The sequence below is a fragment of the Vibrio sp. CB1-14 genome (assembly GCF_040412085.2).
Lineage (GTDB): Bacteria > Pseudomonadota > Gammaproteobacteria > Enterobacterales > Vibrionaceae > Vibrio > Vibrio chaetopteri.
This window is the reverse complement of sequence record NZ_CP115920.1, coordinates 1,963,431-1,988,855: the sequence shown is the minus strand read 5'-3', so window position 1 is coordinate 1,988,855 and position 25,425 is coordinate 1,963,431. Positions and strand designations below refer to the sequence as shown.

Genomic DNA, 25,425 nt, shown 5'->3' with positions numbered 1-25,425 from the left:
TATGCATTAGGCCCGTGTAGTTATTAGCTATTCTTAACTGCTATCTGTGGTGGATGGATACCATGCTTTTGAAATTCGCTCATGACCCGAAGCGTGATATCCGTTTCGAATAGCTTCTCATACGCGGTATCCACGACGTAGGCTTTACAGGTCAGCTGAATCGCTAGATAGTTATCGGTAATAGTCTGTTTGACGAGCACGGTGACGGGTTTGGGTAAGTGAATATAACGACTCGATGAGGCGGCTTCTTGAATTAAGTTGCGTGCCAATACGATGTCTTCGTTCATTCCTACATAAAATGGAATCACAACCTGCATGTCAAGCGCACCATAGTTACCACTGACAGTGACTTCGTTTAAGAACTTGTTGTTTGGGATGGTGATGATGTCATCATTTAACGTTCGCATTCGAACTGATCGAAGACCTATCGTCAAAATATCACCATAATTGCCTTCAAATGTGACGCGGTCACCAACTTGGAATGGCCTGTCAATCATGACCGTTAATCCGGCAATAAAAGAGGCGGCGAGATCTTTCATCGCGAAACCAACAGACACTGCTAATGTTCCACCAATCAGGGCGAGTATGTGGTCGTTTATCCGAAAGCTGAGCATGAAAACCACGATGCCCGCAGTCATGTAAATAAAGAATTGTAGAAAGGATTGAAGCTTTTGCAGTAGCATTCGATATTGAACAAACTGGCCGCCAATACTGTCTACCATAGAGTTCATGAACTTAATCAGCAGCCACGTCGCCATAATAATAAGAATACTCGCCAGTACACCCGACCAGCGAATGAGTGAGGCAAACTGAGAAATACTGTCCACAGATGGGATTTCCTCACTTGCCCAAGTTATCGATGCGAGCAAAACCAAAGGAAGTAGGAGTAGACGCTTTATCATCATTCTTTTCATCATTGAGCTGCTCACTTAACCAGTAAATGCTGACGGTCTAATACGTTGGTGATATGTCTAAACCAATGATCGGAAATCCTTGCTTTATCTTCGCGCCATTCAATATAGCCTCTGCTCTGGAAATATCTCAGAGAACCGATGACTTCAGATATGGTGAGCTGAGTACAATCAGAGACATCTTCAGGCGAAGCGGATTCAAGCTGGACGATGGAGCGCAATATAGCCAACATTGGTTTGGGCATCTTATCGAGTTCCTCGGATTCAGGAGCGTGGAATAGGCGAACTGCAACTTGCTCCGTTTCTTTGTTTCGATTTAGCGAGAAACGGAAAAATCGTAACGCTACCGTTGGATTGCCGTCTGAGTAATGCCACAAGATTCGATAGAAGCCTTGTTTCGCGCGGTCTTCTTCAGACTCACTGTCGTTGTCCCACTGTTTAGGTACGACAAGCCCTTCGAAGCTTACTGAGTGGCTAATATTAGGATTAATACGGCTGTCGAGAAGCGCCGACATTTGTTCCTCGTTCCACCTTGGCAAAAAGGCCACCCAGTCGAAAAGCAAACGTTCGCCGCGCGCTCTGTCGATAAAGCGCCAACTGGCTTTTTCAATAGAAAATACTGCTCGATGACTTTTCTTGGAACGGCGAAGTAGATTGGTGAATCGGATTAAGTCGTTTAATCCTCCCACCTTTGGTTTTACCATTCGTTGGCAGTTATCAATTGCGATTAGGTAATGTGTGTCGCTCTTTCTTAGGTGGCTGAGAATTTTTACTTCGCTGGTTTCTTCTTCTAGCCCTAGGCTTACCGCCAAGTGGATCAGCAGATCGTTGTAACCGGAGTTAGGGCAGTTTATGTAAATCGGCTCAGCGTTTTTTACTTTGCTAAGAATTTGAGTAAGTAAGCGGGTAGCACCGATACCGCGCTCACCAGTGACGATACAAATCGCTGGGCTATTGGTTAGCAGGTATTTGGAAAGTTGCTGTATTTCCTGTTTTGCAAAGTCGACCAAAGGGCTACTGTCATCACCCGGGAGGATATATTCAAAAGCAGCATCACCTTTAATGCGCACTAGGTTTTCGTCGGCGCTGTTGCTGGTTTGCTTAGCCACTTCAATCTTAAACAGATAGGTGAGCGCTTGATTGAACATAGTGTAACGGGACAAAAGCCCAATGAGACGATTTTTCAAATGATGCAAAGCGATCCATAAAGTCGCAATGGCGGTTGCTATCCATCCGATAATGAATACGTCTTTTTTTGCCGCAGCCCAGACAACAATGATCGGTTTCTCGGAGATCTTGTCTAACGATTCGAACACTACCTGTTTCCACATGATGATGACGCTGAGAGTGATGAGTGCAAACCAGAAAGAAAAGACACTGGTTATCCAATAATAGATAGTGCCTTTGCCAAGCGTCTGTGAGGCAATTTGAAGAACTAGGCCAACAACAATAAAGCTCCATACATAGCGTCTAACCGTAGACAACCTCAGTGCAGCCACGGTTTTATTGGTGGCAAGACTATTGCGCTGTACAAACTCAAGAATAAACGAGATGGCAATTGAGCCACCCAGTATCCACCAAGTAAACAGTTCGATGTAGTAAAGCTGTGAAAGTGCTTCGATACTGCTGAGTACTCGCAAAGAGACGGTAATAGCCATCAACCAAGCGATCGCGTTGCTTGCACGCCCTATATACCAGATCAAGCGTACCCATATAGGAGGTTTGTTCATTGAGGTTGAGACATGGGCCTTGAATTGCTCAAACAACCTACGCTGGTTAGCTAACCACCACATGAGTAATGAATAGATGATAAAGACCTGTACGCCAACCCAAATAACAGGGACAGGAGAGATGAATATCTCTTTAATCAGAGTCTTGAGACTGCGAAGCTGAAAGAACAGGAAGTATTCCGCATTGAGCTGCGTAATTCGCCACTCTTGTTTGAACTGCGTGACACCGTCGGGGCCAAAGCCAGTTAACTGGGCGAAGGTCTTTTCTGAGGCCAGCTCCAATAAAGACTGTTTGCTCAAACTTAAACTGTTTAAAGTTAAATAATCACTTTGAACATCAAACCAATGGTCATCATTTGGTTCATCTTTATACACTGCGAGTGCTTCATTAAACTCAATAATGCTACGATCTTGTTGATCTAAGGTGTAGGAGAGTAGGCGCCGTACTTTGTTGATATCGGAGGGCGTCATAAACAGCGCTTTTGGGAGGGTGGTAATTTCTTGTTGTAAAGAAAGCGCATCTTCCGATGCTGTGGGTAGCGTATCGTCTTGATAATCCCAGCGCGCGTGACAGGGGAAGCTCAGCGTTATCACCATTAACCATAACCAGAATGTCTGTTTTATCATGGTCAGCTTCCCTCCCGTAACTGATTGAGTCTTATTGATTTGTTATTAGTGTAGTTTGACTATAAGCGCTCTGCTCTTGAGAACAGAAAAAACCTCCTGTTTTTATCGTTAAAGCGGTTCTTACTTGCATCTCGGAGCAAGAGACTGTAGGGTTGCGCAGTTTTGTTCATTCACATAGGTAACGCTCGTGCTATCGACCGCAAATATCACTCAACAGTTTGGTGCTAAGCCACTGTTTGAAAACATCTCTATTAAGTTTGGCGAAGGCAACCGTTATGGCCTCATCGGCGCAAACGGCTGTGGCAAATCAACTTTCATGAAGATCTTGAGCGGCGAGTTGGAACCAACGGGCGGAAACGTCTCTTATGATCCGAACGAACGCGTAGCTAAGCTAAACCAGGACCAGTTCGCTTACGAAGAGTTCACGGTTGTCGACACTGTTATCATGGGTCACAAAGAGCTTTGGGCAATCAAACAAGAGCGTGACCGTATTTACTCGCTAGCAGAGATGAGCGAAGAAGATGGTATGAAAGTGGCTGATCTTGAAGTTCAGTTCGCAGAGCTCGATGGTTACATGGCAGAAGCGAAAGCTGGCGAGCTACTATTGGCAGTAGGCATTCCCGAAGAGCAGCACTTTGGCCTAATGAGTGAAGTAGCTCCAGGTTGGAAACTTCGTGTGCTATTGGCTCAGGTTCTTTTTGCTGACCCGCATATCATGCTACTAGACGAACCAACCAACAACCTGGATATGGACACGATTCGTTGGCTAGAAGAAACGCTAAACCAACGCAACTGCACCATGATCATCATCTCGCACGACCGTCACTTCTTAAACTCTGTGTGTACGCACATGGCTGACCTGGATTACGGTGAACTTCGTCTGTTTACAGGTAACTATGATGAATACATGGTTGCGGCTTCACAAGCTCGTGAGCGCTTATTGGCAGACAATGCGAAGAAGAAAGCACAAATCGCTGAGCTAAATACCTTCGTAGCGCGTTTCTCTGCAAACGCATCTAAAGCGAAGCAAGCAACATCTCGTGCTAAGCAGATTGATAAGATCCAACTTGAAGAAGTGAAACCTTCAAGCCGTCAAAACCCGTTTATTCGTTTTGACCAAGAGAAAGAGCTATTCCGTAACGCACTAAACGTTGAAAACCTGAGCCAAGGCTTCGAAAACGATCTATTTACTGGCTTCAATGCTATCTTCGAAGTGGGTGAGCGTGTTGCTATCATCGGTGAGAACGGCGTGGGTAAAACTACGCTACTTAACACACTTGCTGGCGTACTTGAGCCTCGTACTGGTGAGTACAAGTGGTCAGAAAACAGCAACATCGGTTACTACGCACAAGATCACGCACATGACTTCGAAGAAGACATGAACCTAATGGACTGGATGGGTCAATGGCGTCAAGCAGGCGATGACGAGCAAGTTATCCGCAGCTTCCTAGGGCGTATGCTATTTGGTCAAGACGACATTAAGAAGTCTGTAAAAGTACTTTCAGGTGGTGAGCAAGGTCGTATGCTTCTTGGTAAGATCATGATGCACAAACCAAACATGCTTCTGATGGACGAACCAACCAACCACATGGATATGGAATCTATCGAATCGCTGAACAACGCACTTGAGCAGTACAAAGGCACGCTATTCTTCGTATCGCACGACCGTGTGTTTGTAGACTCGCTAGCGACTCGTGTTCTAGAGATCAAAGACGGGAAGATTAATGACTTCCGCGGCACGTATGCTGAGTTCTTGAAATCGAAAGGGATTGATGGGTAATCAGGTAGATTGCTTTGATAGGAGCCTCGCGGATGCGGGGCTTTTTTGTATTTGTTTTAGGGTGTTAGCGTTAAAGATCTTAAGAGCACCCCCCTCTAGCTCCCCCTTATAAAGGGGGAGAACTACTGCTCGTTACTGCGTAATGTAGTGGTTTAATGATCCCGGACACCAAATTAGGTGGTAAAGTCTCCACCGTAAATGAGGTGTTCAATGACAAAACGACAACGACGTACATTTTCTCCTGAGTTCAAAGTAGATGCCGCAAGCTTGGTTCTTGATCAAGGTTACTCAATATCTGAGGCGGCACGATCCTTAGATATCGGCGATACAGCCTTACGACGCTGGGTAGATCAACTAAAGATTGAGCGCGGCGGAGAAACGCCAGCGGTTAAAGCTCTAACGCCAGAACAGCAGAAGATCCAAGAGTTAGAAGCTAGGATTAATCGCTTGGAAAGAGAAAATCCATACTAAAAAAGGCCACAGCTCTCTTAATGTCGGACGAACTCGAACGTTCTCGCTAATTGACCAGTTGAGGGAGCATGAACCGGTCAAAGTTCTTTGTGAGCTGTTCGATGTAGCTTCTTCCTGCTACTACGAGTTTAAACAACGAAAGCCGGATGCCAATCGTATTCGGTTAGTCAGCCGAGTTAAGCAGCTCTTTAACATGAGTCGTGGCTCTGCCGGAAGTCGGACTCTTGCTTCTATGCTGCAGTCTGAAGGCTTCGATGTCGGACGCTTCAAAGTACGCAAGCTTATGCAAGAAGCCGGGCTGATGAGCAAACAACCAGGCTCGCATCGCTATAAGCAAGCTAAGCTAGAGCGACCAGATATCCCCAATCGATTGAAGCGTGAGTTCTCAGTTTCCACTCCAAATGACGTTTGGTGTGGCGATATTACTTACATCTGATCCGGTTCAAAGTGGAGTTATCTGGCTGTTGTACTCGACTTATTTAGTCGCAGAGTAGTGGGTTGGGCGCTATCAGACAAACCCAACGCAGAGTTGACTTGCAAAGCTTTGGATATGGCTTGGGAACAACGAGGACGGCCTAGCAACGTGATGTTCCACTCAGACCAAGGAAGCCAATACAGTAGCCTTAAATACCGTCAAAGGCTTTGGCGATATCGCATAACTCAGAGCATGAGTCGTCGAGGTAACTGCTGGGATAATGCTCCTATGGAGAGGCTATTTAGAAGCTTAAAAACCGAATGGATACCAGCTACTGGATACCTGACCCAAACTCAGGCAAAGAAGGATATCAGCTATTACTTGATGGATTACTACAATAGGCAACGGCCTCATCAAGCAAATGATGGGCTATCGCCAGTTACTGCCGAAAATCGGCTTAAGTTAGTGTCCGGAATTTGTTGACCACTACATAACGTTGCACTAAGAATTAAGGCGATGCGATAGCGAGCCTTCTGTTCCTCCCCTTTATAAGGGGAGGCTAGGAGGGGTGCTCTTTTGTCCTTTCGAGGTCAAAATCAACCCATAACCACACCCCGAACCCAAACCATCAACAACAAATACGCAAACATCACCCAAACCAACACCGCGGACAATAGCGTCCCAACAACAGACAAGTGATAACTAAAGTAATAAACTGCAATCAAATAAGCCGCATAAGGCATAAGCGAATAAAGCCCAAACAGCGCTGTCATACGAAGCGCTTCCATATTACGCTCGGTTGCGACGATGTAGTGGGCGATCAAAGCAAAACTTGGAAATAGTGGCACTAACCCTGCAATAAAGAAGTTCTTACTTTTAGATAGAATGGCAATCAGCATCACAGCCGCTGCGCCAATTAAGCATTTGAGAAATAGAGCGACCATTTTTTGGATTACGCCAAGTTAAACAGCAGTTCATCATCCGTCATGTACTTATGCTTATTGCCGAGATTGCGCACATGCATAAACATAAAACTTGGAAACGCAGGGGCAAGTAGGTTATTGGGTTCCCAAAGTTCACCACCAATAAATACATATCGACCTTGCTTTTCATCATTGTGATGTGGGTTGTTGATCTCTGTAGAAAGTTCTGCGCGCACGCCTTCAATCACACAAACGACTTGTCCTTTGGCAACACCCACAACTCGTGTTACTAGGTTGGCTTTCATGCCGCATTTCCACGCTTGGCGCGTGGCCCATTCAAATCCGAGTTTACGGACACCTTTGTGAACATTGACGATAAGATTCATGCTAACTCTGCAATAGTTGAGTGTTTCGTTACAGAGTAATTTGATTGTATTGGGTAGACGAGTGAAGGCTGCGAGGCGATTCTTATTGGGTGACAAATTCATTAAAAAGGCCCCCTAAATTAGGAGGCTGTTTGGTTCAATTGACTGGCACCAAGCTTAGCTGCTGCCTTTAACATCAAAATCGACTTTTTCACCGCCAGTAAACACTTGGAAGCGCAAGCCTTTAGCTCTTGCAATCGTGGTGATGCCAAACTGTTTAGCGAGATCTAACCCCATTTGAGTCACACCAGAGCGAGACAGCAGCACTGGGATCCCCATCTGCGCTACTTTGATCACCATCTCTGAGGTCAATCGACCCGTAGTGTAGAAGATTTTGTTATCGCCCGTTTCTTCATTGATCCACATTTCACCAGCAAGGGTGTCGACTGCGTTGTGGCGGCTCACATCTTCAACAAACGATAAAACCTCGTCACCTTTACAAATCGCACAGCCATGAACTGCGCCAGCTTTTTTATAGGTATCGTTGTAATGGGTCAGGGCTTCGAGCGTCGCGTAAATCTGAGACTGCTTGAGGGGCGTTTGTGGCACTTGATAGCCTTCAAGTTGCTTCATAACGTTGCCATACATGGTGCCTTGACCACAGCCTGAGGTGACGGTTTTCTTTTTCAAGGCTTCTTCAAGAAAGTCCGTATTTTCTTTGGTGATCACGGCCGCTGAATGCGTTTCCCAGTCGATAATTAATGACTCAATGGCTGCTGGGTCAGACAGAAAACCTTGGTTCTTTAAGTAGCCCAATACAAGAGAGTCAGGCCTTGAGCCGAGCGTCATCAACGTCACGATCTCTTTCCAGTTCAGCATGACAGTAAGAGGGCGTTCGCAGGCGATTTGCTTGGTGAGCTTTTCACCATATTCGTCAAACACGTCGACTTCGATGGTTTGAAGGGGATTTTCGCTTGTTCTAATAATGTTGGGTTTAACCACGCGTATATCCTTTTGGTCTGGCAGTAGCACTTGGCTATTGGCTTGATATTTGCTTAGTTTTCACTAATGCTTAAACGATTATTACCAATAAAGTTTTGGCGCGCAAATAACTTACGCTAATTTAGGGATATGAAATGCAGTCAGAAACTCCTGAATCCATTCCTAACCATTCTTCTACTTTTGATGCTCAGCTTATTGAAAAAAACGAGCATCAATGGCCGATACAAATCGACTTGTCTGTTGTTGAAAAGCAAGTAGGACGCTGGACAAGCACCCAGCGCGAGCTTGAGGGTTTTCAATTAGAAGTCACGGATAACAGCAAGCCTCATGCCATCTTAGAACTCTATCGAGATGAGCGTACCGATTACCGATTTAATCTAAGTTCCCAGAACCCAATGTTGTTCGTTGTTTTGGATAGCCATGATGAGCTCAGCCTAAAGCCGATTGTCGTCACAGCGTCACAAGCTGTAGCCGGCTCTTTTATGGATGGTGACTACTTAGTGCTTTCTAAACCTATTCCGTTGCCTATCCAAGCGTGGATGGAAGCGTTCATCGGTCGGCATGGTGAACTGCTCGAAGTAAGACGGAAAAAACGTAAAGGAGCGGGGCGTTCAAGTGGCAAATAGTTTTCTATCACGTTGGTCTCAGCGTAAATTAGAGGAGCAGTCCGAACAACAGGCTGAGCCTGAAGTATCGACTGTTGAAGGTGAGCAAGCAGAGCTCTCAGCCACTGAAGACGATGTTGTACTGAATGCACCTACTGACTCATTGGAAGCAGAGTCTGAGGTTAAGGCAGAGATAAAAACCACCGTCGATACAGAAGAAGACGAGCTCTCTATATCGCAATTACTTGCTAATACTGAAGTGGACAGGGCGGTTAAAAAAGCCGCGCTTAGAAAGCTCTTTATGCAGCCAGAGTTCAATGTAGTCGATGGTTTAAATGACTATGACCATGACTATTCAGCGGTTAAGCCCCTAGCTTCAGAAGTAGCGGAAACACTTAGGGGTTGGGTAAAAGAGATTGATGAGAAATTAGAAATGGGAGAAGAGTTGCAGGAATCAACAGCACAGGTAGCTAGTGATGCCGAACAAAGTGCTGAAGATGTTGATTTGGAATATAGTGAGTCTGCTCAGAGTGCATCTGTCGAATACCATAAAGCAGATCATGAATCCAAATCGGATGATGACATTTGTTCCGAAACTAAGCCCGGCACAAAACCTACCTAACAAACTGATATTGAGACAAAATTTACCACATAGAAAGTAGGTACATTTTGTCTCATTTTAGTTTCTTAATGAATGAGACAAAATGTCTCACGCGACAAATAGCCTCAACGATCTGAGGGTAAATAAAGGTAATGTATTAATTAATAGCGTTTTTTTATCGTCTTTATAGTTGGAACAGTAATTGCAAACCTGTGTAGTTGGTTCATATGAAACCAAAAAACGGAGCGCAAAGACTCCAACACTGGAAACAAGCGATGATAAAACAACTATTACAACAAGCGACATCTAAAAACGGACGCGCGCGTAGCTTTGCTTTTGAAAACACCGTTGAGTTATCGAACTTAATACCACCAACGGTGAGCTATGAAAGTCATGGTGATACGTTAATCATTGGGCCTACGGCGATTATCACCAGTACAGCAGAGCAGTTGACGACGATGCATTCGGTGACACTACTGTCGACTGATGGCGAGCCCTCTGAGCATAGTAACCTCTACTATGCTGATAGCATCGAAATCTCAGGATTCTTGGGTACGTTTAGCGTTCATATCCAAAATAAACACACGCATAGCAATTTAGCGGAAGTTTCTATCGTTCGAGACTGTTTCGACATTGTTTTGGATCACTCTCTCAACGGCTGTATGTCTGAAGAAGTACCCGTACCTGGTTACTACCCAGTTGGTCGTGGTTACCCAACACTTGCCGATGCACTGGAAGAAATTCCGGGCTTAATGGGGACGTTTGATAAGCCAAAGTATTTTCGACTCGATACGGATTTGTGCGCCCACAGCTCACGAGGTGTAAAAGGTTGTGAGCGATGTGTAGACGCTTGTCCTGCTGGAGCGCTTAGCAGCCAAGGTAACGACAAAATTGGTCATAAGATCGAAATAAACCCTTACCTTTGCCAAGGTGTCGGTACTTGCGCTACAGCATGTCCTACGGAAGCGATCCACTACGCACTTCCTACACCACAAGATACCCAAAAGTTCATTGAACGTACGCTGGCAAATTATCATCATCAGGGTGGTGAGAATGCCATTGTTCTAATCTGTAGCTCACGTCATGAAAGCTATAACGTGATGGCGCTGAAAGTATTGCCAGACAATGTGATTCCATTAGTGGTCGAAGAGCTACCATCGGTAGGAATTGATACTTGGTTCGCTGCGTTGGCCAATGGCGCGACTCAAGTCATGTTTGCTGCAAGTCGTCATATGCCAGAAACCATTCAAACGGTACTTAATCGTGAAGTAGGTATGGCGCAGCAGCTTCTAGAAAACCTAGGTCTAGCACGTGAGACCATCGACATCTTGTACCTTGAGTCATTGCGCGAAGGTATGCCGACATTAGTTGAATTAGACCTTGAGCTTCGTATTGGCGATGTTGAAGGCAACAAACGTCAACGACTATTCCATTCTTTGGATGTGTTGTCTGCCAAACAAGGCGTGACTGACAACATTCAGCCACTCCCGACGACCGCACCTTATGGCACTGTTCAATGTGATACGGACAAATGTACCTTGTGTATGGGCTGTGTAGCGGTTTGCCCAACGAAGGCACTTTACAACAAGGGTGATAGACCTGCGCTAGACTTTGTTGAGCAAGACTGTGTGCAGTGCGGCATGTGTGAAAAAGCGTGTCCAGAATCTGCGTTATCCCTTACTCAGCAAATCAATTGGGACAAAGAAGCGCGCACCAAAGTCGTCGCGCTTCATGAAGAGAAAGCGGCGGAATGTTTAAGTTGTGGTAAGCCATTTGCACCGCAATCCATGATTACGATGCTGCAAGATAAGTTACGCGGTCACTCTCACTTTGACAATGAAGCGGCACTGCGTCGTATTGCGATGTGTGAAGATTGTCGAGTCGTGGATATGTTTGAAAATATGGCTGAAAACCCTGAACAACAACTTAAATACTAGGAACGTATGTCAATGGATAACGAGAATAACCAACTAAGAAGTGACATCTACCTACTCATTTCAACGCTATGCCGTGGGGCGCCCGAGCGTGAGTTACTTGATTTTCTATCAACATTGGAGATCGAGTCGGGCATTAATCAAATGACTAGTGCATGGCAAGGGTTAGCTGAGGCTGCAAAAGTCGCTGAAGTCAGTGCGCTTGAAGATGAGTATCAAGACTTGTTCATAGGTGTCGGAAAAGGTGAGGTGATTCCTTTTGCTTCATGGCATTTGACCGGCTCTCTGATGGATAAGCCGCTGGCGGCGCTTCGCCAAGATCTTAGCCATTTAGGCCTAGAGCGTGAAGAGTCAGTTAAAGAGCCAGAAGATCATATTTCAGCCGTGTGCGAAGTGTTAGCGCACTTGATTGACCAACAGAAAGAGCAAGAAGCGAAAGCCTTCTTTAACCACCATCTTTCTCCTTGGTACACAGATTTATGCCGCCAGATTGAAACTGCGCCGAGTGGTCAGTTTTATCCATCTGTTGCGGTATTAATGCAAGCATTTTTCGATGTAGAGCAGGTGAGCTATGCGCAAAACCCAGGCACTACGCAGGCGAAAATGAAGATAGACGTAAAAAATATAACCACTAAGTAATGTCAGCTAACGAGAGATGCCATCACAACGGATAGGTATCCACTCAGGGAGCAAACTATGAGTAAACAAACCAAACGTGACGATAAAAGTGATTTTAACGAAAATCGTCGAAACCTACTAAAAGGCCTGACTACTGCGGCTGTCGCCGGCGTTGTTATTTCAGGTACTGCACATGCCACGACTAATACTGAGTTAGTTGAAGCAAAGCCCGATAACGAGAAGAAAACCGGTTATCGTGAAACGCAGCACGTTAAAGATTATTACGACACATTGTAGGAGCAAAGCATGAAATTAACGAAACGCTCCGACAATGTGAGCAAAAATGAAAACAAGCTCGGTCTTAGCCGCCGTGCATTTATGCGCAATTCATCTATCGCTGCAGGTGGTTTGGCTGCGGGTGCCTATACGTTCGCACCAGGTATGATCAGAAAAGCACAGGCTGAAACGGTTCCTGTAGATGCTAAGACGGAAGTTAAGCGCACCATCTGTTCTCACTGTTCGGTGGGCTGTGGCGTTTATGCAGAAGTACAAAACGGCGTGTGGACCGGCCAAGAGCCAGCGTTTGACCACCCATTTAATGCTGGTGGTCACTGTGCGAAAGGCGCAGCCTTGCGTGAGCACGGCCATGGTGAGCGCCGCCTTAAGTACCCAATGAAACTCGAAGGCGGCAAGTGGAAAAAACTTAGCTGGGAAGATGCGATTGAAGAGATCGGTAACAAGGTTTTAGAGATCCGCAAAGAATCAGGCCCAGATTCTGTTTACTGGCTGGGTAGTGCGAAGCACAGCAACGAACAAGCGTATATGTTCCGTAAAATGGCATCGCTTTGGGGCACTAACAACGTCGACCATCAAGCGCGTATTTGTCACTCGACCACAGTATCCGGTGTTGCTAACACTTGGGGCTATGGGGCGATGACTAACTCTTTCAATGACATGCATAACTGTAAGTCGATGCTGTTCATTGGTTCAAACCCGGCAGAAGCCCACCCGGTGGCTATGCAGCACATCCTGATTGCAAAAGAGAAAAACCGCTGTCAGATCGTGGTTGCAGATCCTCGTCGTACTCGCACCGCAGCAAAAGCCAACCACTACTGCTCGCTTCGCCCTGGTACCGACGTAGCGTTTATCTGGGGTCTTTTGTGGCATATCTTCGCAAACAAGTGGGAAGATCAAGAGTTCATTCGCCAGCGTGTTTACGGTATGGATGAGATCCGTACTGAAGTAGCGAAATGGAATCCAAAAGAAGTGGAGCGCGTTACTGGCGTTAGCGAAGCGGATGTTTACAAAGCGGCGAAGATCCTTTCTGAAAACCGCCCTGGCAGTATCATTTGGTGTATGGGTGGTACTCAGCACACTACAGGTAATAACAATACACGTGCTTACTGCGTACTCGAGCTTGCTCTGGGAAACATTGGTAAGTCTGGTGGTGGTGCCAACATCTTCCGTGGTCACGACAACGTTCAAGGCGCTACTGACCTTGGCGTTCTCTCTCACACTCTACCTGGATACTATGGTCTAGCAGATGGTTCATGGAAACACTGGGCAAAAGTGTGGGATGTTGACTACGAGTGGATCAAAGAGCGATTTGACCAGAATGAATACCGCGGCAAGAAGCCAATGAACAACATGGGCATTCCAGTGTCCCGTTGGATTGATGGTGTTCTAGAGAACAAAGACAATATCGAGCAGAACGATAACATTCGTGCCATGTTCTATTGGGGTCACGCGGTTAACTCGCAAACCCGTGGCGTAGAGATGCAAAAAGCGATGCAGAAGCTGGATATGATGGTGATCGTTGACCCGTATCCAACACATGCAGCCGTTATGAATAACCGTACTGATGGTGTTTACCTGCTTCCTGCAACCACTCAGTTTGAAACGCATGGCTCTGTTACAGCATCTAACCGTTCACTACAATGGCGCGATCAGGTTATTGAACCACTTTTCGACTCTAAGCCTGACCACGAGATCATGTACCTTCTTACTAAGAAGTTGGGTTTCGAGAATGAGCTATTCAAAAACGTTGCGGTTGAGAACAATCAGCCGAACATCGAAGACATCACGCGTGAATTTAACAAAGGCATGTGGACGATTGGTTACACCGGCCAAAGCCCAGAGCGTATTAAAGCGCACCAACAAAACTGGCATACGTTCCACAAAACTTCACTGGTAGCGGAAGGCGGCCCAATCAATGGCGAAACCTACGGTCTACCTTGGCCATGTTGGGGCACGCCAGAGATGAAACACCCAGGTACCCACATTCTTTATGATACGTCTAAAGCAGTCGCTGACGGTGGTGGTAACTTCCGTGCTCGTTTTGGTGTTGAGTTCGAAGGCAATAGTCTACTCGCTGAAGATAGTTATTCCTTGGGTTGTGAACTTGAAGATGGCTATCCAGAGTTTACGGATAAACTCATCCAACAATTAGGTTGGTGGGATGACTTAACTGCGGAAGAAAAAGCAGCAGCAGAAGGTAAAAACTGGAAGACGGACTTATCTGGTGGTATTCAGCGCGTAGCGATTAAGCATGGCTGTATGCCTTTTGGTAATGCCAAAGCGCGTGCCATTGTTTGGACCTTCCCAGATAGAGTGCCTTTGCACCGTGAGCCACTTTACACGCCAAGACGTGATTTAGTAGCAGATTACCCAACATGGGATGACAGTGAGTCTATCTACCGTCTTCCTACCATGTACAAATCAATTCAAGACAAAGATGTGTCGGGCGAGTATCCAATCGTTCTAACGTCAGGTCGATTGGTTGAGTACGAAGGTGGTGGTGAAGAAACGCGTTCTAACCCATGGCTAGCCGAACTTCAGCGTGAAATGTTTGTTGAGGTGAACCCGAAAGATGCCAATGACATTGGCTTCAAAGATGGTGACATGGTGTGGGTTGAAGGTGCAGAGAAAGGGCGTATTAAGGTGAAAGCGATGGTGACACCTCGTGTGAAACCGGGTCTGGCGTTCATTCCATTCCACTTTGGCGGTAAGTTCCAAGGTGAAGACCTCACTAATAAGTATCCAGAGGGTACCGTGCCTTACGTCATCGGTGAAGCCGCTAACACAGCAACCACCTATGGTTATGACCCAGTGACTCAAATGCAGGAAACCAAAGTCACTCTCTGTAACATTAAGAAAGCGTAAGGAGTCACCTAATGGCTAATATGAAATTCCTATGTGATACCAAACGTTGTATTGAATGCAATGGCTGTGTCACGGCATGTAAAAACGAAAATGATGACGCGCTTCAATGGGGTATCCAGCGTCGTCGTGTTGTTACTTTGAACGATGGTCTTCCCGGTGAAAACTCGATCTCTGTGGCTTGTATGCACTGTACCGACGCACCATGTATGGCTGTGTGTCCTGCAGATTGCTTCGAGCGTACAGAAGATGGCATTGTGCTTCACAACAAAGATCTCTGTATCGGTTGTGGCTACTGCTTGTTTGCCTGTCCATTTGGTGCACCTCAGTTCCCGAAACAAGCTGCGTTTGGTGAACGCGGTAAAATGGACAAATGTACTTTCTGTGCGGGCGGCCCTGAAACTGAAGACAATTCAGAAGAAGAGCGCGCTAAGTACGGCGCAAACCGTATTGCTGAAGGTAAGCTGCCAATGTGTGCCGAGCTTTGTTCAACAAAAGCTCTACTAGCCGGTGACGCTGCGAAAGTATCGGATATCTTTCGTCAACGTGTAGTAGAGCGTGGTGCGAAAGATGCAGGTTGGACCGATGGGAATGACCTCGCTTACGATGCGACTAAAAGCTAATGGAGAGAGCGATGGCTATTTTGTCTAAACAACAAGGTTTGCTTGGCTCTGTCTTCCAATTGCTGCTGCCAGTGTTGGCAGCAGTGGTTCTTGTAATGTCGTTTGGCGTTCATGCTGAAGAAAGTAAGAGCAATAAAGTTGTTCAAGGTGAGGTGACACAGCTTGCTGGTGCTGACTATTGGCGCATGGTGAAAGAAGGGGTAGAGGGGACAACCACCTCGGCGTCTCCTGAGCACGGTGTGTTAATCAGTACGCCTGGTGAAACGTGGTATATCTTGAAAGAAAAGTGGATGTCTCCTGCTGGTGCAGTAGCCATTTTCGGTAGTATTACCCTTGTGATGCTCGCGTATTTCATTGGTGGCCCAATGAAGCTATCTGGCGCGAGAACTGGGCGTAAACTGCAAAGATGGAGCCGTATGGACAGAGCGCTTCACTGGAGTATGGCGTTTGTCTTCTTAACGCTTGCCTTCAGTGGTCTGATGCTGGTCTACGGTAAGCACTTTATGAAGCCTTATGTACCTACAGACTTATGGGGCTGGACCGTTTATTTGGCGAAGCAGTACCATAACTATATGGGGCCAATGTTCTTAGTGCTACTCGTTGCCCTGCTCTTTAAGTGGTGGAGTAAATCTATTTTCACTAAGGTGGATGTACAGTGGTTTATGAAGTTTGGCGGTATGGCAGGCAAGCATAAAGGCAGTCACCCCTCTGCTGGCTTTTCTAATGCGGGTGAGAAGGTTCTGTTTTGGATGCTGATCATTGTTGGTGCTGTTGTCGCCGCCAGTGGCCTTATTCTCGATTTCCCTATTTTTGGTCAAACACGTCGTGATATGGAATGGTCGAACTTAATCCATATGCTGGCTGCACTGATACTGATCTGTGGTTTCATTTTCCATATTTACATCGGCTTGTTCGGGATGGAAGGAGCGTTGGAAGGCATGGTGACGGGTGAAGTTGACGAAACGTGGGCGAAAGAGCATCACGATCTTTGGTATGAGGAAGTCAAACATGAGCTGGACAACCCCAAGCCTAAAGAAGAGTCAGTTTCATCTGGCGTTGATGGCAAGACGCGAAGCGATCTAAGCTAAAGGAGAATACTAAGATATGCACCAACAACACAAAGGTATTTGGATAGCTTACATTCTTAGCCTCTTTACGCCTTTTACGTTATTAATCTCAGGCGTTATTGCTATTGTCTATGCTGGTTATCGTTTGGACAAAGGTGAGGATAGTGATGTGATTAACTCTCATTACTACGGGTTGATTAGAACCTTCTTTCTCAATCTGACCTTCTTTGTTGTGTTAATCGTCACTGTAGCAACCTCTAACGGCTTGCTCAAAGGCGTCACGCACTATTGGTATCAGGCAACGTGGCTCGACCAGATTGCTAACTTCATTCCCTATGTTGGTATGTTGTTTGCCTCGGTCGCAATTGTGGTCTGGATTATTCGTATGTTTGCTGGCATGAACAAACTGAAGCAAAACATACCAATGACGTTTGGTGAAACTGCTGAGCCAATTAAGCATCTACCGTAAATACTGGTAGTCCTATCGAAAAGGAGTTGTAGCTAACTACAACTCCTTTTTTATTGTCTTACCTATTTTTGCAACATAATTGCAACTTATTAGTGCACTCCAAATTGGTGCGTCATCCCTTCCATGGTGCAATAGAAACGTGCTACGTCGTAATTCTTTAAAACCAATGCCATCAAGGTTTACTATTAATCAATAACTTAGATGCGTATCTGTTATTTCTGTCAACTTGGAACGTTCTTTGCTCTAACTGTCGTTCAATAAAAAATCGCTCTCACCAAATTGGTGTAAAGCAAGAAGTTGTGGCACGTTTTTGGTGCGCGTCATAACTAAACGATAAAGGAGTAATCGACTTATGACCCCCTCTGTAGAGCACGTACATGGTGCAGTACAAACACTCACTCAGAGCTCAGATACGCTTTTCTTACTATTGGGTGCCATTATGGTGTTCTTAATGCATGCTGGGTTTGCATTTCTTGAAGTGGGGACGGTAAGGCATAAAAACCAGGTGAATGCTCTAGTGAAAATCTTGGCTGATTTTGGTGTTTCAGCTATTGCTTATTTCTTCATAGGCTACTGGGTAGCTTATGGTGGTACATTTTTCGCGGATGCGGAAACCTTGTCGCAAGGAAATGGCTATGAGCTGGTTAAGTTCTTCTTCCTGTTGACGTTCGCGGCCGCAATTCCAGCCATTGTCTCTGGTGGTATTGCAGAGCGTGCAAGGTTCTACCCTGTGTTGTTAGCGACTTTCTTTACCGTGGGTCTTGTCTACCCGTTGTTTGAAGGGATGATTTGGAATGGTAACTTTGGCTTTCAAAGCCTTTTAGAGTCAAGCTTTGGTGCGGGTTTCCATGACTTTGCTGGCTCAGTGGTGGTGCATGGCGTTGGTGGTTGGATTGCTTTGGTTGCAGTGATCTTCCTTGGTATGCGAAAAGGGCGTATTCGCGCTGGTAAACATACCAACTTTGCTCCGTCAAATATTCCTTTCTTGGCTTTGGGGGCGTGGATCCTAAGTGTTGGTTGGTTTGGCTTTAACGTGATGTCTGCGCAAACGCTCGAAGGAATTAGTGGTCTTGTTGCGATGAACTCACTGATGGCAATGGTAGGCGGCATCTTAGCTTCTCTGTTTGCGGGTAGAAATGACCCTGGTTTTATCCATAATGGACCGTTAGCAGGCTTAGTAGCGGTTTGTGCGGGTTCGGATCTGATGCATCCAATTGGTGCTCTGATTACTGGCGGTGTAGCAGGCGCATTGTTTGTTTGGGTGTTCACTTATCTACAGAATAAAACGCAAATTGATGACGTATTGGGTGTATGGCCGTTACATGGCCTCTGTGGCGCTTGGGGCGGTATCGCGGCAGGTATTTTTGGTCAGCAAGCACTAGGCGGTATGGGTGGTGTAAGCTTCGCCTCCCAATTAGTTGGCACAGCTGCTGGTATCGTTGTTGCCATGATTGGTGCTGGTCTTGTGTACGGCATTCTTGATAAGCTCACTGGCTTGCGTTTATCTGAAGAAGATGAATACAAAGGCGCGGACTTGGCGATTCACAAGATCTCAGCCACAAACGAAGATTAATACTATCCTATTGCTTCTAAGTAACTGAAATCACGTAGGGATTAGACCATGGTCTAATCCCTAATACTATTGATGTTATTCGTTCCATGTTACTCTTGTTGGTACAACAATAAGTCAGCACAAGGAAGGTCTATGAAGTTTCCCTACAAAAATGTCGTTGTTTTGACCGGTGCGGGTATTTCTGCGGAGTCAGGTATTCAAACATTCCGTGCACAAGACGGACTTTGGGAAAACCACCGAATTGAAGACGTGGCCACTCCAGAAGGTTTTGTACGCAATCCAGAACTTGTCCAAAATTTTTATAATCAGCGTCGTAGCAAACTCCAACAGGAGTCTATTTTGCCTAACGCCGCTCATATCGCGTTAGGAAACCTTGAAAAAGAGTTAGACGGCACGGTTACTGTTATTACTCAAAATATCGACAATCTCCACGAGCGCGGCGGAAGCGAAAACATCATTCATATGCATGGTGAACTTCTTAAAGCACGCTGTGAAGAGTCTGGGCAGGTGATCGATACCAAAGACGATATCCTTACTGGAGATTTATGCCACTGCTGCCAAATTCCTTCGCAAATGAGACCACATATCGTCTGGTTTGGTGAGATGCCTCTTCGAATGGGTGATATTTACGCCGCTATTGAGAAAGCTGACCTGTTTGTTTCCATTGGTACTTCAGGCGTAGTGTATCCAGCTGCGGGTTTTGTTCATGATGCTAAAATGCATGGCGCTCACACCATAGAGGTCAATCTAGAGCCAAGCGCAGTACAGAGTGAGTTTGAAGAGAAGCGATATGGAAAGGCGAGTATTGAAGTGCCTAAGTTGGTCAAAGAGATTTTAGAGTTGCAGACTCAAGGTAATACTGCTTAAAACCAAACCTACTACGTATTACCTGTAGTGTATTGTGCTATACCACCATTACGTCATCCTCGAGACATCGAGGATCTCCCGAAGCGTGCAGGGTGGTAACAGTCATTGAAGTTGGCTAAAGCGCGCTATAGAAGATCCCCTTTTTCAAGGGGATGACGACTTTTAGGAAAACTAGATATAACAAAGCCCTCCAGTAGGAGGGCTTTGTCTTTAGTCAATACTAGAAATTAGTTATCGACTTTTAGCTTTTGGAAGTATTCTTCGTAAAGCGCGCCAGCTTCGCCAACTTCATCTTGCCATGTACCCGAGTCCATCACTTTTTGAGGTGGGAACACGTTTGGATCTTCAGCAAATTCTTTTGGTAGTAGCGGATAAGCTGTTTTAACTGGTGTTGGGTAACCAATTTCCACTGCAATTTTTGCAGCATTTTCTGGACGAAGTAGGAAATCAATCATCTTATGTGCGGCTTCTGTATTTTTCGCACCTGATGGGATGGCTAGGCTATCCATCCAGAAAATCGTGCCTTTTTCAGGCCATACGATCTCGATAGAAGCGCCTTCTTGGCGAGCCATATATGCTGAACCATTCCAAAGCATACCCAGTGATACTTCACCTGCAAGGTATGGATTTGCCGGGAAATCTGAGTTGAACACCAATACATTTGGTACCAACTTTCTAAGCTCTTCGTATGCAGCTTTGATTTCATCTGGATTAGTGGTGTTTGGCGAGTAACCAAGTTTCGTTAGTGCGATGTGGAATACTTCACGTGAGTCATCCATCATCATCAGCTGACCGTCCCATTGAGGATCCCATAAATCACCCCAAGAGCTTACCGCTGAACGGTCTAGCATATCTGTATTGATACCGATACCGGTTGCGCCCCAGATATAAGGAATCGAGAATTTGTTATCTGGGTCAAAAGGCTTGTCTAGATAGTTTGGATCCAGATCTTGATAGTGAGCTAGCTTTTCTTTGTCTAACTCTTGAAGCATGCCTTCTTTACGCATCTTAGATACAAAGTAGGTAGAAGGAACCACGAGGTCGTAGCCAGAGCCTTGCGTTTTTAATTTCGCATACATGCTCTCATTGGATTCATAAGTAGAGTAGATGACTTTAATGCCAGTTTCTTTAGTAAAGTCTTCTAGTACTTCGCTAGGAATGTATTCAGACCAGTTGTAGAAGTAAAGTTCTTCGTTGGCTGCAAACGCCGGGGTAGTGAAGAGAGTCGCCGCACATAGTGCGCCTGCATACAATTTGCTTTTCATTACTTTTCCGTTTGTTTTGGTAAACAAAGAGTCTCTAAGAGACATGACGATATGGGAAAGTAGGGCTTCCCACACTACTTTGCACGCCATCATTATTTGATGTGCATCACAACATTATATCAGCCAATGATTGAATACTCTATGTTGGAGTTTACAAAAATTAAACGTTTAGAAGGATATAGAACGTCAGCCATAAAAAAAGGTGGCTACTGCCACCTTTTTACACTGAAGGAGTAAAGATTACTGACCTGCTTTTAGTTTTAGGAAATAATCTTCGTAAACTACCGTGCTGTCACCAACCGCATCTTGCCATTCTACGCGATCCAAATCTTCTTGAGATGGGAATAGAGCAGGGCTGTCTTTAAACTTCTCGTTTGACGCTTTTACTGCTGTTAGGTAGCCAGTGTCGCGAGAAATTTGCTCTGCAATTTCTGGGCGAAGCAAAAAGTCGATCATCTTGTGTGCTGCATCAACGTTTTTCGCACCTGAGCTGATCGCGAAGTTGTCTACCCAACCAATACCGCCTTCTTTCGGGAATACAAGCTTAATTGGTAGACCTTCATTTTGCGCAGCCGCTGCTGAGCCATTCCAAAGCATACCTAGGCCAACTTCACCAGACATGTATGGTGCACCTGGGTTGTCTGAGTTAAACACCAATACGTTTGGCATTAGCTTTTGCAGTTCTGCGTAAGCTTCGTCAATTTGTGCTTTGTCAGTCGTGTTACCAGAGTAGCCCAATTTACGTAGCGCGATGTGGAACACTTCACGAGTGTCATCCATCATCATTAGCTGGCCTTCAAGCTCTGGTTTCCACAAGTCAGCCCAACTTGTAAATTCTTCAGGATCATACATGTCTGTATTTACCGCAAGACCGGTGATCGCGACAACGTGCGGGATAGAGTAGTCGTTGTTTGGATCGTATGGTTTGTCTAGGTAGTTTACATCCAGGTTGCTGAAGTTCGATAGCTTTGACTTATCGATTTTTTGTAGCATACCTTCATCACGCATTTTCGCTACGAAGTAGGTCGATGGAACGACAAGATCATAACCTTTATTGTGCGTTTTTAGCTTTGCATACAAGGTTTCGTTCGACTCATAGGTAGAGTAGATAACCTTGATGCCAGTCTCTTTAGTAAATTGCTCTAGGATATTACTGTTGATGTAAGGCCCCCAGTTCATAAATACCAATTCTTTATCTTCTTTTGCACTAGCTGCTCCAGATAGAAGAGAAAGTGCGCATGCACTACCAGCTAAAAAAGTAGCCCATTTTTTCATTGACGTTAGCTCCAAAACAAACGCTGCCTTTAAGGCATAGATAGAAAAAGAGCAGAATGACAACGCCATTCTGCTCCATTAGTAAAATAGCGGTTTACTTAACCTTTTCTCTTGCCAGTAATTGAGAGGTCACAACCAAGACAAGAGAGACAATTAACATAATGGTCGCAAGGGCGTTCACCTCTGGTGAAATACCGACTTTTACCATTGAATAAATCTTAAGTGGCAAAATCTCGTACGTCGGCCCTGTCACAAACGAACTCACAATCACGTCATCTAGCGATAGTGTAAATGACAATAACCAACCTGCCGCCACTGCCGGTTTAGCGAGTGGCAAGATAATTTGTTTAAGAATAGTCCATTCACCAGCACCAAGATCTTTTGCCGCTTCAAGCATTTTTACATCGAAGCCTTTTAAACGGCTGTAAACAGTCACAACTACGAACGGCAAACAGAATGTAATATGCGCGATCAATAAGCTAAAGAAGCCTAGTTGGGCACCAAGCACCAAGAAAATCGCTAACAACGAAATGGCCATCACAATATCTGGTGACATCATCACAATAAAGAGTAAGCCACTTACTGCGCCTTTACCCTTAAATTGGTAACGGAACAGCGCAACCGCGGTCAAGCTACCAATAATGGTTGCAGCGGTTGCCGAAAAAACAGCGACATTGAGCGAGTGCCAAGCGGCTTGCATCAAGCTGTCGTTGTTAACCAGAGCGTCGTACCACTTGGTCGTAAAGCCCCCCCATTTCATTCCAAATTTGTTGGCATTGAATGAGTTAGCGATCAAAACAATGATCGGTAGATACAAGAACACGTACACTACCGTCATAAAGCTAAATCTTACAGCGCGTCCCATTATTCGAGCTCCACTTTACGGTTTAAGAGCTTGCCTGCACGGTAGTAGGCATACAACATCACTGCCATCGCGGCAGTTAGGGCGATACTCGTCGCCGCGCCAAACGGCCAATCACGAGCATTGAGTATCTGACTCTTAATCACGTTACCAATTAGAAGGTTCTTCGCGCCGCCCAATAGGTCAGCGATGTAGAACATACCTAATGCAGGAAGTAGCACAAGCAGACAGCCGCCGATAATTCCTGGCATAGTTAATGGCAAGATTACTTTCGTTAGTGTTTGCCATTTGTTAGCACCGAGATCGCGCGCTGCTTCAATATAGGTACCGTCCAGTTTCTCAATCGCTGAGTAGAGCGGAAGAATCATGAAAGGCAGCAGAATATAGACCAAGCCGATCATTACAGCGGTCTCGGTGTACATAATGCGCAAAGGTTTATCGATAATATCTAAGGCTATTAAGCTCTTGTTTAAGATGCCTTGAGTACCTAAAACAATCTTCAAACCATAGGTACGGATTAACGAGTTAGTCCAGAACGGAACTATCACCAAAAACAGCATAAACGGACGCCATTTTTCTGGCATCTTCGCTACGATATACGCAAATGGATAACCAACCACCAAACAGATAAAGGTTGCCACGATCGCCATGTAGAACGAGTGGAATAAGACCTTAGCGTATAGAGGGTCAAGTAATCGAGCGTAGTTCTCGAGCGTGAACGTCATTTCAATCAGGTTAGCTTCGTCTCGAGTTAGGAAGCTCGTACCTATGATCATCACATTGGGAATCAGCACAAACAGTACCAACCAACCGACAATCAGAGTGATAATGGCGTTCTGTAGATTAAACTTCTTGCTCATCTTTTAGCACCACTTCCCAGCTTTCAACCCAAGTAACGGCAACCTTTTGACCTAGAGAGTGGTCGACATCTGGATCATCTTCGTTAAAGAATTCACTCACCATTACACGCATACCAGACTCTAGTTCAACGACAGAATCTAGCGTCATACCTTTATAGGTACGTTCTGCTACGTGACCAACGATGCCTCTATTTTCTGACTCTTTGATCTCTTCGATACGCAAATCTTCTGGGCGAAGCAATACTTGAAGCTTTTCACCAGATTCAAACGCTTTGTCGTAGTAAACAATGCTCTTCTGACCTTCTATTTCGGCATTGATACGTTTGTCGTCAATGCGGTCGATGGCCGTTGCGTTAAACACGTTGATCTCGCCAATAAAACGAGCAACGAACAGATTTTTCGGCTCTTCGTAGATTTCGCGAGGGGTACCATCTTGCTCGATCACGCCATCGCGCATTACGATGATACGGTCCGACATCGACAATGCTTCTTCTTGATCGTGAGTAACGAAAATAAAAGTAATACCTAGTTGGCGCTGAAGCTGTTTAAGCTCAATCTGCATTTGCTTACGCAGTTTGTAGTCAAGTGCAGACAGTGATTCATCAAGAAGTAGAACCTTTGGCTTGTTCACGACAGCGCGAGCAATCGCAATACGTTGCTGCTGACCACCAGAAAGCTGGTGCGGTTTACGCTGAGCCATTTTCTCTAGGCGAACCATTTTCAATGCTTCGAGAACGCGAGGTTCAATCTCAGCATTTGGCACTTTTTGCATACGCAAACCAAATGCCACATTTTCGAAAACGGTCATATGAGGAAAGAGGGCATAGCTCTGGAAAACAGTATTGACGTGTCGCTGTTCAGCGGGGACTTCCGTTACATCTTGGCCAGCGAGATTGAGTCTACCACTGTCGACGGTTTCAAAGCCGGCGATCATTCTTAGTACTGTGGTCTTACCGCAGCCCGAAGGACCCAAAATAGTGAGAAACTCACCATGATTAACGTTTAAGTTAAGATTTGCGATGATTTCCTTACCATCGAAACTTTTACTCACACCAGCAAGCTGTACGACTGGTGTTCCTTCTGAATGTTTAGCGTTCAACGTCTGTTTTTCTCCACCTCGGCCGAAAATTTAGCGGCCAGTTGCTATACACATTTAAGGCGCGCATCATAATCACCAATTGGGTGAAATCAAAGCATTTTCTTATCCCGAAACGAAAAAATTTTGCAGGTAAAACTAAACATTATTTACCATACTAGGTTTAGAGCGCGTCGAGTTGAATATTTTGCCTTATCAATTGGTTAATTATCACCCAAAAAGACTGAAAAGCAAGGTGATAACAGTGATAATACAATCTCGTTACCGCTATAATGTCGCAGCCTTTTCAACGAAGAAATGTACTCGTATAGAGTGTCACTTGGAAAA

At 45.4% G+C, this 25,425-nt stretch carries 22 protein-coding genes and 1 pseudogene; 13 read left to right on the top strand and 10 right to left on the bottom strand.

Annotated features, from left to right (window positions below; genetic code table 11):
* Positions 1-23 precede the first annotated feature (23 nt).
* Both PG915_RS08915 and PG915_RS08910 read right to left on the bottom strand, forming a co-directional pair.
* The gene (locus tag PG915_RS08915) at positions 24-902 is read right to left on the bottom strand and encodes a mechanosensitive ion channel family protein (RefSeq protein ID WP_353498695.1); all 879 of its coding nucleotides are present in this window, start codon (positions 900-902) and stop codon (positions 24-26) included.
* A gap of 23 nt (positions 903-925) precedes the next feature.
* Positions 926-3,268: an ATP-binding protein gene (locus tag PG915_RS08910; RefSeq protein WP_353496202.1), complete on the bottom strand. Its 2,343-nt coding sequence runs from the start codon at positions 3,266-3,268 to the stop codon at positions 926-928.
* A gap of 187 nt (positions 3,269-3,455) precedes the next feature.
* On the opposite strand from PG915_RS08910, the gene PG915_RS08905 reads away from it, so the two are divergent.
* Complete coding sequence (locus PG915_RS08905) at positions 3,456-5,048, top strand: ABC-F family ATPase (protein ID WP_353496201.1); 1,593 nt, start codon at positions 3,456-3,458, stop codon at positions 5,046-5,048.
* A 210-nt stretch (positions 5,049-5,258) separates the two neighbouring features.
* A pseudogene (locus PG915_RS08900) lies at positions 5,259-6,417 on the top strand (IS3 family transposase).
* 113 nt (positions 6,418-6,530) lie between these two features.
* Here PG915_RS08900 and PG915_RS08895 read toward each other — a convergent pair.
* From PG915_RS08895 to PG915_RS08885, 3 genes are all read right to left on the bottom strand, one after another.
* A complete protein-coding gene (locus tag PG915_RS08895) occupies positions 6,531-6,878 on the bottom strand; it encodes a GlpM family protein (RefSeq protein WP_353496200.1) in 348 nt (115 codons plus the stop codon).
* A gap of 8 nt (positions 6,879-6,886) precedes the next feature.
* Positions 6,887-7,243: an acyl-CoA synthetase gene (locus PG915_RS08890; RefSeq protein ID WP_353496199.1), complete on the bottom strand. Its 357-nt coding sequence runs from the start codon at positions 7,241-7,243 to the stop codon at positions 6,887-6,889.
* Between the two features lie 156 nt (positions 7,244-7,399).
* Positions 7,400-8,224 (bottom strand): formate dehydrogenase accessory sulfurtransferase FdhD, encoded by an 825-nt coding sequence (locus tag PG915_RS08885; protein WP_353496198.1) that lies wholly within the window; start codon positions 8,222-8,224, stop codon positions 7,400-7,402.
* A 134-nt stretch (positions 8,225-8,358) separates the two neighbouring features.
* On the opposite strand from PG915_RS08885, the gene PG915_RS08880 reads away from it, so the two are divergent.
* From PG915_RS08880 to cobB, 11 genes are all read left to right on the top strand, one after another.
* A complete protein-coding gene (locus PG915_RS08880) occupies positions 8,359-8,850 on the top strand; it encodes a DUF3305 domain-containing protein (RefSeq protein WP_353496197.1) in 492 nt (163 codons plus the stop codon).
* Positions 8,840-9,451, top strand: a complete 612-nt coding sequence (locus PG915_RS08875) for a DUF3306 domain-containing protein (protein WP_353496196.1) — start codon at positions 8,840-8,842, stop codon at positions 9,449-9,451. Before PG915_RS08880 ends, PG915_RS08875 begins: the two co-directional genes overlap by 11 nt.
* Positions 9,452-9,705: 254 nt before the next feature.
* The gene (locus PG915_RS08870; protein WP_353496195.1) at positions 9,706-11,367 is read left to right on the top strand and encodes a 4Fe-4S dicluster domain-containing protein; all 1,662 of its coding nucleotides are present in this window, start codon (positions 9,706-9,708) and stop codon (positions 11,365-11,367) included.
* Positions 11,368-11,379: 12 nt separating this feature from the next.
* Positions 11,380-12,003, top strand: a complete 624-nt coding sequence (locus PG915_RS08865; RefSeq protein ID WP_353496194.1) for a TorD/DmsD family molecular chaperone — start codon at positions 11,380-11,382, stop codon at positions 12,001-12,003.
* Between the two features lie 57 nt (positions 12,004-12,060).
* Positions 12,061-12,279, top strand: coding sequence for a twin-arginine translocation signal domain-containing protein (locus PG915_RS08860; RefSeq protein ID WP_353496193.1), 219 nt, complete (start codon positions 12,061-12,063; stop codon positions 12,277-12,279).
* 9 nt (positions 12,280-12,288) lie between these two features.
* Complete coding sequence (locus PG915_RS08855; RefSeq protein ID WP_353496192.1) at positions 12,289-15,144, top strand: formate dehydrogenase subunit alpha; 2,856 nt, start codon at positions 12,289-12,291, stop codon at positions 15,142-15,144.
* An 11-nt stretch (positions 15,145-15,155) separates the two neighbouring features.
* Positions 15,156-15,764, top strand: coding sequence for a formate dehydrogenase FDH3 subunit beta (fdh3B, locus tag PG915_RS08850; protein WP_042501521.1), 609 nt, complete (start codon positions 15,156-15,158; stop codon positions 15,762-15,764).
* Positions 15,765-15,775: 11 nt separating this feature from the next.
* Entirely contained in the window at positions 15,776-16,852 is a 1,077-nt protein-coding gene (locus tag PG915_RS08845) for a formate dehydrogenase subunit gamma (protein WP_353496191.1), read from the top strand.
* A gap of 16 nt (positions 16,853-16,868) precedes the next feature.
* Positions 16,869-17,300: a hypothetical protein gene (locus PG915_RS08840; protein WP_353496190.1), complete on the top strand. Its 432-nt coding sequence runs from the start codon at positions 16,869-16,871 to the stop codon at positions 17,298-17,300.
* A gap of 352 nt (positions 17,301-17,652) precedes the next feature.
* Positions 17,653-18,873, top strand: coding sequence for an ammonium transporter (locus tag PG915_RS08835; RefSeq protein ID WP_353496189.1), 1,221 nt, complete (start codon positions 17,653-17,655; stop codon positions 18,871-18,873).
* A gap of 132 nt (positions 18,874-19,005) precedes the next feature.
* A complete protein-coding gene (cobB, locus tag PG915_RS08830) occupies positions 19,006-19,740 on the top strand; it encodes a Sir2 family NAD+-dependent deacetylase (protein ID WP_353496188.1) in 735 nt (244 codons plus the stop codon).
* A 227-nt stretch (positions 19,741-19,967) separates the two neighbouring features.
* Here the strand turns inward: cobB and PG915_RS08825 are convergent, their stop codons facing one another.
* The 5 genes from PG915_RS08825 to potA form a co-directional block, all read right to left on the bottom strand.
* Positions 19,968-21,005 carry an extracellular solute-binding protein gene (locus PG915_RS08825; RefSeq protein ID WP_353496187.1) on the bottom strand — a complete coding sequence of 346 codons (1,038 nt, stop codon included), beginning with the start codon at positions 21,003-21,005 and terminating at the stop codon, positions 19,968-19,970.
* A gap of 240 nt (positions 21,006-21,245) precedes the next feature.
* Positions 21,246-22,280: an extracellular solute-binding protein gene (locus PG915_RS08820; RefSeq protein ID WP_353496186.1), complete on the bottom strand. Its 1,035-nt coding sequence runs from the start codon at positions 22,278-22,280 to the stop codon at positions 21,246-21,248.
* Positions 22,281-22,374: 94 nt separating this feature from the next.
* On the bottom strand, positions 22,375-23,145 hold the full coding sequence (gene potC / locus PG915_RS08815) for a spermidine/putrescine ABC transporter permease PotC (RefSeq protein ID WP_353496185.1): 771 nt from the start codon (positions 23,143-23,145) through the stop codon (positions 22,375-22,377).
* A complete protein-coding gene (potB, locus tag PG915_RS08810) occupies positions 23,145-24,002 on the bottom strand; it encodes a spermidine/putrescine ABC transporter permease PotB (protein ID WP_353496184.1) in 858 nt (285 codons plus the stop codon). Before potB ends, potC begins: the two co-directional genes overlap by 1 nt.
* Positions 23,986-25,131, bottom strand: a complete 1,146-nt coding sequence (potA, locus tag PG915_RS08805) for a spermidine/putrescine ABC transporter ATP-binding protein PotA (RefSeq protein WP_353498694.1) — start codon at positions 25,129-25,131, stop codon at positions 23,986-23,988. The genes potB and potA overlap by 17 nt, the downstream gene beginning before the upstream one ends.
* Positions 25,132-25,425: the final 294 nt, after the last annotated feature.

Coding starts and splice junctions, on each gene's coding strand:
- PG915_RS08915 (WP_353498695.1), bottom strand. CDS start 902: ATGATAAAGCGTCTACTCCTACTTCCTTTGGTTTTGCTCGCATCGATA.
- PG915_RS08910 (WP_353496202.1), bottom strand. CDS start 3,268: ATGATAAAACAGACATTCTGGTTATGGTTAATGGTGATAACGCTGAGC.
- PG915_RS08895 (WP_353496200.1), bottom strand. CDS start 6,878: ATGGTCGCTCTATTTCTCAAATGCTTAATTGGCGCAGCGGCTGTGATG.
- PG915_RS08890 (WP_353496199.1), bottom strand. CDS start 7,243: ATGAATCTTATCGTCAATGTTCACAAAGGTGTCCGTAAACTCGGATTT.
- PG915_RS08880 (WP_353496197.1), top strand. CDS start 8,359: ATGCAGTCAGAAACTCCTGAATCCATTCCTAACCATTCTTCTACTTTT.
- PG915_RS08870 (WP_353496195.1), top strand. CDS start 9,706: ATGATAAAACAACTATTACAACAAGCGACATCTAAAAACGGACGCGCG.
- PG915_RS08865 (WP_353496194.1), top strand. CDS start 11,380: ATGGATAACGAGAATAACCAACTAAGAAGTGACATCTACCTACTCATT.
- PG915_RS08860 (WP_353496193.1), top strand. CDS start 12,061: ATGAGTAAACAAACCAAACGTGACGATAAAAGTGATTTTAACGAAAAT.
- PG915_RS08855 (WP_353496192.1), top strand. CDS start 12,289: ATGAAATTAACGAAACGCTCCGACAATGTGAGCAAAAATGAAAACAAG.
- fdh3B (WP_042501521.1), top strand. CDS start 15,156: ATGGCTAATATGAAATTCCTATGTGATACCAAACGTTGTATTGAATGC.
- PG915_RS08845 (WP_353496191.1), top strand. CDS start 15,776: ATGGCTATTTTGTCTAAACAACAAGGTTTGCTTGGCTCTGTCTTCCAA.
- PG915_RS08840 (WP_353496190.1), top strand. CDS start 16,869: ATGCACCAACAACACAAAGGTATTTGGATAGCTTACATTCTTAGCCTC.
- PG915_RS08835 (WP_353496189.1), top strand. CDS start 17,653: ATGACCCCCTCTGTAGAGCACGTACATGGTGCAGTACAAACACTCACT.
- cobB (WP_353496188.1), top strand. CDS start 19,006: ATGAAGTTTCCCTACAAAAATGTCGTTGTTTTGACCGGTGCGGGTATT.
- PG915_RS08825 (WP_353496187.1), bottom strand. CDS start 21,005: ATGAAAAGCAAATTGTATGCAGGCGCACTATGTGCGGCGACTCTCTTC.
- PG915_RS08820 (WP_353496186.1), bottom strand. CDS start 22,280: ATGAAAAAATGGGCTACTTTTTTAGCTGGTAGTGCATGCGCACTTTCT.
- potC (WP_353496185.1), bottom strand. CDS start 23,145: ATGGGACGCGCTGTAAGATTTAGCTTTATGACGGTAGTGTACGTGTTC.
- potB (WP_353496184.1), bottom strand. CDS start 24,002: ATGAGCAAGAAGTTTAATCTACAGAACGCCATTATCACTCTGATTGTC.